General features: G+C 70.5%; 11 protein-coding genes. 4 read left to right on the top strand and 7 right to left on the bottom strand.

The genetic code is table 11. The annotated features are described in order from the left end of the window. Positions 1-1,092: anhydro-N-acetylmuramic acid kinase (locus ACK4S2_RS06910; RefSeq protein ID WP_409622030.1), on the bottom strand; the 1,092-nt coding region annotated here is incomplete at its 3' end. Positions 1,093-1,161: 69 nt separating this feature from the next. Here ACK4S2_RS06910 and tyrS point away from each other — a divergent pair. Then, positions 1,162-2,412, top strand: a complete 1,251-nt coding sequence (gene tyrS / locus ACK4S2_RS06905; protein WP_409622027.1) for a tyrosine--tRNA ligase — start codon at positions 1,162-1,164, stop codon at positions 2,410-2,412. A 126-nt stretch (positions 2,413-2,538) separates the two neighbouring features. Here tyrS and bmt read toward each other — a convergent pair whose 3' ends face one another. Continuing rightward, the gene (bmt, locus tag ACK4S2_RS06900) at positions 2,539-3,549 is read right to left on the bottom strand and encodes a betaine--homocysteine S-methyltransferase (RefSeq protein WP_409622024.1); all 1,011 of its coding nucleotides are present in this window, start codon (positions 3,547-3,549) and stop codon (positions 2,539-2,541) included. A 101-nt stretch (positions 3,550-3,650) separates the two neighbouring features. Continuing rightward, positions 3,651-3,965, bottom strand: a complete 315-nt coding sequence (locus ACK4S2_RS06895) for a DUF1476 domain-containing protein (protein ID WP_409622022.1) — start codon at positions 3,963-3,965, stop codon at positions 3,651-3,653. Positions 3,966-4,109: 144 nt separating this feature from the next. Here ACK4S2_RS06895 and ACK4S2_RS06890 point away from each other — a divergent pair, with 144 nt between their 5' ends. Next, complete coding sequence (locus tag ACK4S2_RS06890; protein ID WP_409622019.1) at positions 4,110-4,871, top strand: phosphoribosylaminoimidazolesuccinocarboxamide synthase; 762 nt, start codon at positions 4,110-4,112, stop codon at positions 4,869-4,871. Between the two features lie 17 nt (positions 4,872-4,888). Next, on the top strand, positions 4,889-5,128 hold the full coding sequence (gene purS / locus ACK4S2_RS06885) for a phosphoribosylformylglycinamidine synthase subunit PurS (RefSeq protein ID WP_409622033.1): 240 nt from the start codon (positions 4,889-4,891) through the stop codon (positions 5,126-5,128). A gap of 107 nt (positions 5,129-5,235) precedes the next feature. Here the strand turns inward: purS and ACK4S2_RS06880 are convergent, their stop codons facing one another. After that, a complete protein-coding gene (locus ACK4S2_RS06880; RefSeq protein WP_409622016.1) occupies positions 5,236-5,811 on the bottom strand; it encodes a MarR family winged helix-turn-helix transcriptional regulator in 576 nt (191 codons plus the stop codon). Between the two features lie 84 nt (positions 5,812-5,895). Here ACK4S2_RS06880 and ACK4S2_RS06875 point away from each other — a divergent pair, with 84 nt between their 5' ends. Beyond that, complete coding sequence (locus ACK4S2_RS06875; RefSeq protein WP_409622013.1) at positions 5,896-6,783, top strand: sigma-70 family RNA polymerase sigma factor; 888 nt, start codon at positions 5,896-5,898, stop codon at positions 6,781-6,783. Between the two features lie 80 nt (positions 6,784-6,863). Here ACK4S2_RS06875 and ACK4S2_RS06870 read toward each other — a convergent pair whose 3' ends face one another. From ACK4S2_RS06870 to ccmI, 3 genes are read right to left on the bottom strand one after another with little or no spacing between them, the layout of a single operon-like run. Beyond that, entirely contained in the window at positions 6,864-7,097 is a 234-nt protein-coding gene (locus ACK4S2_RS06870; protein ID WP_409622010.1) for a DUF1289 domain-containing protein, read from the bottom strand. Then, a complete protein-coding gene (ruvX, locus tag ACK4S2_RS06865) occupies positions 7,094-7,582 on the bottom strand; it encodes a Holliday junction resolvase RuvX (protein WP_409622007.1) in 489 nt (162 codons plus the stop codon). The genes ACK4S2_RS06870 and ruvX overlap by 4 nt, the downstream gene beginning before the upstream one ends. After that, positions 7,579-8,817, bottom strand: a complete 1,239-nt coding sequence (gene ccmI, locus ACK4S2_RS06860) for a c-type cytochrome biogenesis protein CcmI (protein ID WP_409622003.1) — start codon at positions 8,815-8,817, stop codon at positions 7,579-7,581. The genes ruvX and ccmI overlap by 4 nt, the downstream gene beginning before the upstream one ends. Positions 8,818-8,820 lie beyond the last annotated feature (3 nt).

Below are 8,820 nucleotides of genomic sequence, written 5' to 3'. Positions count from 1 at the left end.
GGCCGGCCGGCTGATCTCGCCGCCGCCGATGGCTGCGGGGACGCCGGTGGTGCCGGGGCACGAGGTCGGCAACCCGCGCGCGACGCGCACCGCAAGATGGGCAAAGGCCTGCGCTTCCAGCATGTCGCCATTCAGGCCCGCCGCCTCGACGGCATGCACGGGGCAGGGCAGGCGCGCAGCCAGTTCGGCCATCAGCACCGGGTTCAGCCGCCCGCCGCCGGCGACCAGCACCTGCGCCGGGGGCCGCGGCAACAGCGGCAAGCCGGCGGCCACGGCGGCGGCAGCGGCGGCGGTCAGCGTGCGGGCGGCATCGGCATCGGGCAGCGTGGCCACCGCCTGCAGCAGCCCGCCCCAGGCGTCGCGGTCCAGCGACTTGGGCGGCATCCGGTAGAAATAGGGGTGGTGCAGAAAGGCATCGAGGATCCCCGGGTCGGCCGTGCCTTGCGCCGCCAGCGCCCCGCCCAGGTCGCAATCCTGGCCGAAGCGCGCCTGCATCAGGTCGTTGACCGGCGCGTTGGCCGGCCCGGTGTCGAAGGCGCACAGCGCCCCGGGCGCCTCGGGCGCGTCTGCGGACGGGTCGGCCCAGGTCAGGTTGCCCACGCCGCCAAGGTTGAGAAACACCACCGGGTCGCGCCCCAGCCGGCGCGCCAGCGCAAAATGATAGAACGGCGCCAGCGGCGCGCCCTGGCCGCCGAAGCGGACGTCGGCGCTGCGAAAATCCCACACCACCGGCCGGCCCAGCACCTCGGCCAGCACCGCACCGCTGCCGCACTGATGCGTGCCGCGCCCGCCGGGGTCATGCGCCAGCGTCTGCCCGTGAAACCCCACCAGCTCGGCCCCGTCGAAGCGGCTCAGCACCTCGGCATGGGCGGTTTCCACCACCTCGGCGGCGGCGGCCACGCCTGGCTCTCCGGGCCAGCGGCCCAGGGCCGCGCGCAGCACCGCCTGTTCGGCGCGGCTGTAGGGCCGATAGGCCGAAGGCCCGAACTCCAGCACCGCCTCGCCGTCGGTCAGCACCATCGCGGCATCCACCCCGTCGAGCGAGGTGCCCGACATCGCCCCCAGCGCCCAGACCGGCCCGGCTTTCAACATGCGCTTCCCCTTTGGCCCCGGCACGGCTATACCCCGCCGCGCACCTGCGAAGATATGGACGATGACGCCATGACCTACCATGCCAAATCCGAGTTCCTGCGCGTGATGATCGAGCGCGGCTTTCTGGCCGACTGCACCGATTGTCAGGCCCTGGACGAAGCGCTGATCGCAGGGGTGGTGCCGGCCTATATCGGCTACGATGCCACGGCGGCCAGCCTGCATGTGGGCCATCTGATGAACATCATGGTGCTGCGCTGGTTGCAAAAAACCGGGCACAAGCCGATCACGCTGATGGGCGGGGGCACCACCAAGGTGGGCGACCCGAGCTTTCGCGCCGAGGAACGGCCGCTGCTGACGCCCGCGCAGATCGACGCCAACATCGACAGCATGAAGCAGGTGTTTGCCCGCTACCTCGCCTATGGCGACGGGCCGACCGATGCCATCATGCTCAACAACGCCGAATGGCTCGACAGCCTGAATTACCTCGACTTCCTGCGCGACATCGGGCGGCACTTCAGCGTCAACCGGATGCTGTCGTTCGAAAGCGTCAAGTCCCGGCTGGACCGCGAACAATCGCTGTCCTTCCTGGAATTCAACTACATGATCCTGCAGGCCTACGACTTTCTCGAACTCTACCGTCGCTACGGCTGCCGGTTGCAGATGGGCGGGTCGGACCAGTGGGGCAACATCGTCAACGGCATCGACCTGACGCGCCGGGTGCTGGATGCGGAAATCTGGGGCCTGACCACGCCGCTGCTGACCACCTCGGACGGGCGCAAGATGGGCAAGTCGGCCTCGGGCGCGGTCTGGCTGCGCGGCGACATGCTGAGCCCTTACGAGTTCTGGCAGTTCTGGCGCAACACCACCGATGCCGATACGGGCCGGTTCCTCAAGCTGTTCACCGAACTGCCCGTCGCCGAATGCGACCGGCTGGGTGGCTTGCAAGGGTCCGAGATCAACGCGGCCAAGGTGATCCTGGCCAACGAGGTGACGGCACTGCTGCACGGGCCCGAGGCGGCTCGGGCCGCCGAGGCCACGGCGCGCGCGGTGTTCGAGCAAGGCGGCATCGGCGGCGACCTGCCCACGGTTGTCGTCACCGCCGAGGAGGCCGCCGAAGGCATCAGCCTGCCGCAACTGTTCGTGCGCGCCGGGCTGGCGAAATCGGGCAAGGATGCCAAGCGCCTGATCGCCGAAGGCGGCGCGCGCGTGAACGATGCCGAGGCCACCGATGCCGGCCGCCTGATCCGCACCGAAGATCTGGCCGCACCGCTGAAGCTGACCGCCGGGCGCAAGCGGCATGCGCTGGTGGTGATCGGCTGACACCGGCTGCCAGCGACGGGGCCCGGTGCGCAGCCGGCCCCGGTCTTTCACCTTGACCCAAATATCCCACGGGGGTGCGGGGGTGTGAAACCCCCGCTTCCGACCCGCGGGCTCGCGCCCGGGCGGTCAGCCCCGGCGCCGGCGGCGTTCGCGCCCCGCGCCATCGTCGCCGCCGGTGCCGTCCGAGGCCGACGAAAACCCGCCCAGCACCGCGGCGATGGTTTCGAGCGACGGACGCTCGCCCCGGGGCCGGGTCTCCAGCGCTGCGCGCATCGCGCGCAGGTGTTCGGGCATGGTGCCGCAGCAGCCGCCGATGATGCGCACGCCGGCATCGCGGGCCAGCACGGCATATTCGGCCATCAGTTCGGGCGTGCCGTCATAGTGGATGTGCCCGTCGTGATATTTCGGGATGCCGGCATTGCCCTTGGCGATGACCGGGCGTTCGGTGCCTTGCGCCATGAAGCCCAGCACCGTGCGCAACAGGTCCGCCGCCCCCACGCCGCAGTTGGCACCGAAGGCGATGGGCGGGTTCGGCAGCCTTTCCACCAGCTCGACCATCTGCGCCGAGGTGACGCCCATCATGGTGCGCCCCGCTGTGTCGAAGCTCATGGTGCCGCACCAGGGCATTCCGGCCAGGGCGCAGGCCTCGGCGGCGGCGTTGAATTCCTCGGGCGCGCTGATGGTTTCCACCCACAGCACGTCGGCGCCGCCTTCCTTCAGGCCCTCGGCCTGTTCGTGAAAGATCGCCACCGCGTCGGCATGGGTCATGGTGCCCATCGGCTGAAAGATCTCGCCCGTCGGGCCGACCGAACCGGCCACCACCACCGGGCGCCCGGCGGCATCGGCCACCTCGCGCCCCAGTTCGGCGGCAATGCGGTTCAGCTCGCGCGTGCGGCTTTGGGCGTTGTGCAGCTTGAGCCGTGCGGCATTGGCGCCGAAGCTGTTGGTCAGGAAGATGTCCGACCCCGCCTCGACCGCGCCGCGATAGAGCGTGCGGATACGGTCGGGATGTTCGACGTTCCACATCTCGGGCGCGTCGCCCGACGACAGGCCCATGTTGAACAGGTTGGTGCCGGTGGCGCCATCGGCCATCAGCCAGTCGCGCGTTGCCAGCAGCCGGGACAGCAGGTCTGACATCAAGTCTCTCCCCTCAAGGATATCGCCCCGTCCTGCCATGCCGGCAGGACGGGGCGCAAATGAAAGCGGTGCAGGATGATCTTGCGCTGGGGCGCAAGATGTCAGCCTTCGGCGGCGAGCTGGCGCTTGGCCTCGGCCAGCAGCGCATCCATCCGGGCGCGCACCTCGGCGGCGGTCGCCTTGCCGGCCAGGTCCGCGGCGACCTTGCGCAGCACGTCGTCGTCGCCGGCCTCCTGGAAATCGGACTTCACCACCTCGACGGCATAGGCCTCGGCCTCGGCGCCCGTCTTGCCCAGGAGCCCGGCCGCCCAGAGCCCCAGCAGCTTGTTGCGCCGCGCATTGGCACGGAACTGCATTTCCTCGTCATGGGCGTATTTCGATTCGTAGGCGCGTTCGCGGTCGTCGAAGGTGGTCATGGCGGCTCCGTCTTGCTTGTGTTCGGCCTGAACCCCATATGCCCACCCCGGGCCGCGCCTGCAAGAGGCGCGCGGCTTGCGGCATGGCAGCATCTGCACTAAGAGGCAGTCTGTGCGGGCAGGGTGGCCCGCAGGCGAGGTCCGATGGCACGGCGCAAGAAAGTCTACGAAGGCAAGGCGAAGATCCTGTACGAGGGGCCGGAACCCGGCACCCTCATCCAGTATTTCAAGGACGATGCGGCAACCCAGCCGGTGCACAAGCAGGCATCGACCGACGGGCGCGGCGTGCTGAACAACCGTCTGTCGGAATTCTTCATGGCCGGGCTGAACGCCATCGGGGTGCCGACGCATTTCATCCGCCGGCTGAACATGCGCGAACAGCTGATCCGCATGGTCGAGATCATTCCGCTGATCGTGACGGTGCGCAACTATGCCGCAGGCGAGCTGTCGCGCCGGCTGGGCATTCCCGAAGGCACCGCGCTGCCGCGCCCGATCGTGGAATTCTATTTCAAGGACGACAAGCTGGGCAACCCGCTGGTCACCGAGGAACACATCATCGCCTTCGGCTGGGCCAGCCAGCAGGACCTGGACGACATGGTGGCCCTTGCCTTGCGCGTCAACGACTTCCTGTCGGGGGCGATGCTGGGCGCCGGCATTCGCCTGGCCGATTTCCGCATCGAGGTCGGCCGGGTATGGGAAGGCGATTACATGCGCCTGATCGTGGCCGACGAGATCAGCCCCGACAGCTGCCGCCTGTGGGACTTGCGCGGTGCCGAAGGCACCGACCGCGAAGGCCAGCCGCGCGAGCCCGGGCCGCTGGCCGATGTCTATACCGAACTGGCGCGGCGACTGGGCGTGCTGCCGTCGAACGTGACCCACACCACCAAGCCCACGCTCATCAACTGAAAGGCCCCGTCATGGCTTTGAAAGCGACCGTTCATGTCATGCTGAAGGATGGGGTGCTGGACCCGCAAGGCGAAGCGGTGCGCCATGCGCTGGGAACGCTGGGCTTTGCCGGCGTGCAGTCGGTGCGGCAAGGCAAGGTGATCGAGCTGGAACTGGCCGCGACCGACCGCGCGGCGGCCGAGGCCGAGGTGCGCGCGATGTGCGAGCGCCTGCTGGCCAATACCGTGATCGAGAAATATTCGGTCACCATCGCCTGAACCGACGGGCGCGGTCTTGCCCCCAGCGACCGGGGGTTTTCCACCCCCGGACCCCCGGAGGATATTTCGACAAGGTGAAAGGCGGCCGATGGTGCCGCGGGGGGCCGTCAGCCGCGCAGGCGGGGCTCTGCCGCTGCGCCGCTGTCGAAGTTGATGCACAGCTGGTTGACCTCGGGCGCGGCGATCAGCCGCGCCATGCAGGCGCAGAACGCCTGTTGCGGGCGCCCTTCGAAATGGCGGCAATCGTGGCAGGTGCCGAAGCTTGGGGCCTCGCGCCGGCGGGCAAGGTCGGCGACCAGTTGCGGAACCGTGCGGGCCAGGGCATCGAACAGCTCGGGCGGCAGGCCCGCCACCGCCCCTGTCAGGTCGCGCAGCGGGTCTTGCGCCAGCAGCGCGCGCCCTTGCGCCGTCACGTCGTAGCAGACCTTGCGCCCGTCCTCCTGGCCTGCGCCGCGCGCGATCAGGCCCTTGAGCTCCAGCGCCTTCAGCGTCTGGGTTGCCGTGCCGCGGGTGGTGGCGTGAAAGCTGGCAAAGGCCGAAGGCGTGCGGCTGGCGGTGTTGGCGCGCGACAGAAAGCGCAGCGCGGTCCATTGCGCCGGGGTCAGTTGCGCATCCTGATCTTCGGCCCTTGCGGCGCGAGCCAGGTGGATCAGCAGTTCGGCGATTTCATCAGGCGTGCTCATGCGCGGGATAGTAGCGAATCGAAACCTGTTTGACAATCGCTGCCGGCGTGATAGTTTCGATTCGAAATCATCATCGGTGCTGCCATGAACAAGCCCTTTCGCCCGCCCCGGACCCGCACCCGCAGCAACCGCTTCGGGGCCGAGTTTCTGGATGCCGCGACCGAGGCCGACCTGGCCCGCGCCTGGCGCGAGCGGGGCGATGCCCGGGCGCGCGACCGGCTGGTGCTGGCGCATCGGGCGCTGGCCTATGCTGCCGCGGCGCGGATGTCGCGCGGGGCCGGCCGGCCGGACGAGGATCTGGTGCAGCAGGCAAACCTGGGCCTGCTGAAGGCAGCCGACCGTTTCGACCCCGACATGGGCTTTCGCTTTTCCACCTATGCGACCTGGTGGGTGCGGGCCGAGATTCAGGATTATGCCTATGGCGACTGGTCGCTGATCCGCCTGCCGGGGTCGTCGTCCTTGCGCCGGGTCTTTTTCGGGCTGCGCAAGGCCGAGGCCGCCTTGCGCGCCGAAGGCACGCGCCCCGAAGACATGGATGCCGCGCTGGCCACCCATTTCGGGGTCGAGGTCGACAAGATCGGGCTGATCCGCGAACGTCTGGCGGCGCGCGATCTGTCGCTGAACCAGCAGGTCGGCGATGCCGAGCAGGGGGCGGAGTGGCAGGATCTGCTGCCCGACCCCGACCCGGAGGCCGACCCCGAGGTGCGCGTGGGCGAGGCGCGTGCGCAATCGCGGCTGGCCAGCCTGATGCAGCGGCATCTGGCCGACCTGCCGGCGCGCGACCGCGACATCCTGACCGGCACGGTGATGGAGGACGAAAGCCGCACCCTGGCCGATCTGGGCGCCACCCACGCGATTTCGCGCGAACGGGTGCGGCAGCTGCGCGAACGCGCCCTGGCGGCGATGCGCAAGGCTCTGGCGGCCGACCCCGAGGCCCGCGCGCTGTTGCAGGCCGAGGGGCTGGGGGCCTGAGGGCACCGGGCGGGCGCCGGGTTTGCGGCTGCGGGCCGGGCGGCGCCGCTGGTCGCGCGGGTTTTAAGCGCGGTTTCGGCTCAGTCCTGCGCCATCCGGGCGGCGCGCCCGCCGCGGCGGCGGGTCAGCAAGGCGCTGCGGGCGGGCAGGTCCTGCATGATCGCGCGGCGCGCCTCGTGGGTCAGCCGCGACCAGGCGCTGATCTCCTCGATGGTGCGGTGGCAGCCGACGCAGACGCGGGCCTCCGGGTGCACCACGCAGATCTTGACGCAGGGGCTTTCGATTTCGTCGCGCTTCCAGACTTCGTCCTTCACGGGGTGCCCCTTGCGATGTGCGCCAGCCGGTCCAGCGCGCCTTGCAGGATATAGCCTGCCGCAACGTGGTCGATCACCTGGGAACGACGCTTTCGTGACGTATCCGCCTCGAGCAGTGCCCTTTCGGCCGCAACGGTCGACAGCCGTTCGTCCCAGAAGGCCAGCGGCAAGGGCGAAAGCCGCGCCAGGTTGCGGGCAAAGGCGCGGGTGGACTGGCAGCGCGGGCCTTCGGACCCGTCCATGTTGCGCGGCAGCCCCAGCACCAGCCCGACGATGCCGCGCTCGGCCGTCAGGTCCAGCAGGCGGGCGGCGTCCTCGGTAAACTTGACGCGCCGGATGGTCAGCAGCGGCGTGGCCACCGAACGCAAGCTGTCCGAGACCGCGACCCCGATGGTCTTGTCGCCGAGGTCGAGCCCGGCCAGCGCCCCGACGCGCGGCAGTGCCGCGGCAAAGCCGGCCATGTCGTCGTGCCCGGCCCGGGTCATTTCAACCCGGCTTCGGCGGCGGCGGCGGCGATCAGGCCAAGGTCGGCCTCGCGCCCGGCAAAGCGGCCTTCGGCCTCGGCCAGAATTGCGCGGGCGCGGTCGGTTTCGCCCAGCACCCCCAGCGCGCGGATGGCGCGGGCCCATTCCGCCGCCGTGCCGCCCTGGGTTGCCAGCCGTTCCAGCAGCCCGTCCACCATGCCGCGGATCATCTGCTGGCGGGCCTCGGGCGTCATGTCCTCGGCCGCGGCCATCGCGGCGGCATCCGGGCCGGGCATGGCGCGGCCGCCGGGTTCGGGCATCTGATAGCGGTGCTGCCCGGCCAGCCAGGCCACATCGGGCAGCTGGGCGCGCAGCGCGGCCACCCAGGGCGCGTCGGGGGCCGAGCTTTCCCACAGCGGGGCCCAGAAGCGGAATGCAAGGTCCGGCCGCCCGACCTGCAGGAACATCAGCCCCGAAAGATAGCGCGCCGTGCCGTTGGTCCGGTCCTTTTCCAGCGCGGCCGACAGCACCGCCTCGGCTTCGGGGCTGACCAGCCCGCCGGCGGCCGAGATCATCAGCTCGGCCTGCATCGCCAGATCGTCGGCCGTGGCCGCGGCGCCCTTCAGCCGCACCACCATGGCCTGCGCACGGGCGGCGGCGGCGAAGTTGCCGACCAGCGCCTCATTGCGGGCCAGCAGTTCCTGCCCTTGCAGGTCGTCCGGGCGCCCTGCCATCACCTGGCGCAGACGCTCCAGCAACTCGGCATGGCGCGGGTCGGTGGGGGCCGGCGCAGGGGGCAGCGCGGCGGCGGCCTGCGCCTCGGCCTCGGCCTGGGTCGGCCGTGCCGCGCGCATCCGGTCGGATTCGGCCAGGCGAAAGGCCATCGGCAGGTCGCCCTGACCGGGTGCCCCGCGCCAGAGGTAAACCCCGCCGCCCACGCCCAGCACCAGCGCGGCCATCAGCCCGGCGACCAGCGCCGGGGCAGGGCCCGGTTCGGCCCTGGCCGTTTCGGCCCGCAGCGCCGCATCGGCCGCCAGCACCCGACGCCCGATTTCGGTGCGCAACCGCGCGGCCTCGTCCTCGCCGATCAGCCCGCGCGCGAGGTCGCGCTCCACCTCGCGCAGCTGGTCGCGGTAGACACCCAGATCCTGCGCCGCCGCAGGCGCGGCCCGCCCGCGCGCCAGGGCCGCCGCCATCAGCCCGGCCACCGCCAGCGTCAAGCCGGCCGCACCCCCCCAGAACACCCAATCGCCCATCGG

Origin of the sequence: Gemmobacter sp. (assembly GCF_046292685.1) — a bacterium.
Taxonomy (GTDB): domain Bacteria; phylum Pseudomonadota; class Alphaproteobacteria; order Rhodobacterales; family Rhodobacteraceae; genus Wagnerdoeblera.
This window is presented reverse-complemented; position numbering and strand designations above follow the sequence as displayed.

Bases quoted from the DNA above. Each gene is read 5' to 3' on its own strand.
- ACK4S2_RS06895 (WP_409622022.1), bottom strand. From the start codon at position 3,965: ATGACCACCTTCGACGACCGCGAACGCGCCTACGAATCGAAATACGCC.
- ruvX (WP_409622007.1), bottom strand. From the start codon at position 7,582: ATGACCCGGGCCGGGCACGACGACATGGCCGGCTTTGCCGCGGCACTG.
- ACK4S2_RS06890 (WP_409622019.1), top strand. From the start codon at position 4,110: ATGGCACGGCGCAAGAAAGTCTACGAAGGCAAGGCGAAGATCCTGTAC.
- tyrS (WP_409622027.1), top strand. From the start codon at position 1,162: ATGACCTACCATGCCAAATCCGAGTTCCTGCGCGTGATGATCGAGCGC.
- ACK4S2_RS06875 (WP_409622013.1), top strand. From the start codon at position 5,896: ATGAACAAGCCCTTTCGCCCGCCCCGGACCCGCACCCGCAGCAACCGC.
- ACK4S2_RS06880 (WP_409622016.1), bottom strand. From the start codon at position 5,811: ATGAGCACGCCTGATGAAATCGCCGAACTGCTGATCCACCTGGCTCGC.
- bmt (WP_409622024.1), bottom strand. From the start codon at position 3,549: ATGTCAGACCTGCTGTCCCGGCTGCTGGCAACGCGCGACTGGCTGATG.
- ccmI (WP_409622003.1), bottom strand. From the start codon at position 8,817: ATGGGCGATTGGGTGTTCTGGGGGGGTGCGGCCGGCTTGACGCTGGCG.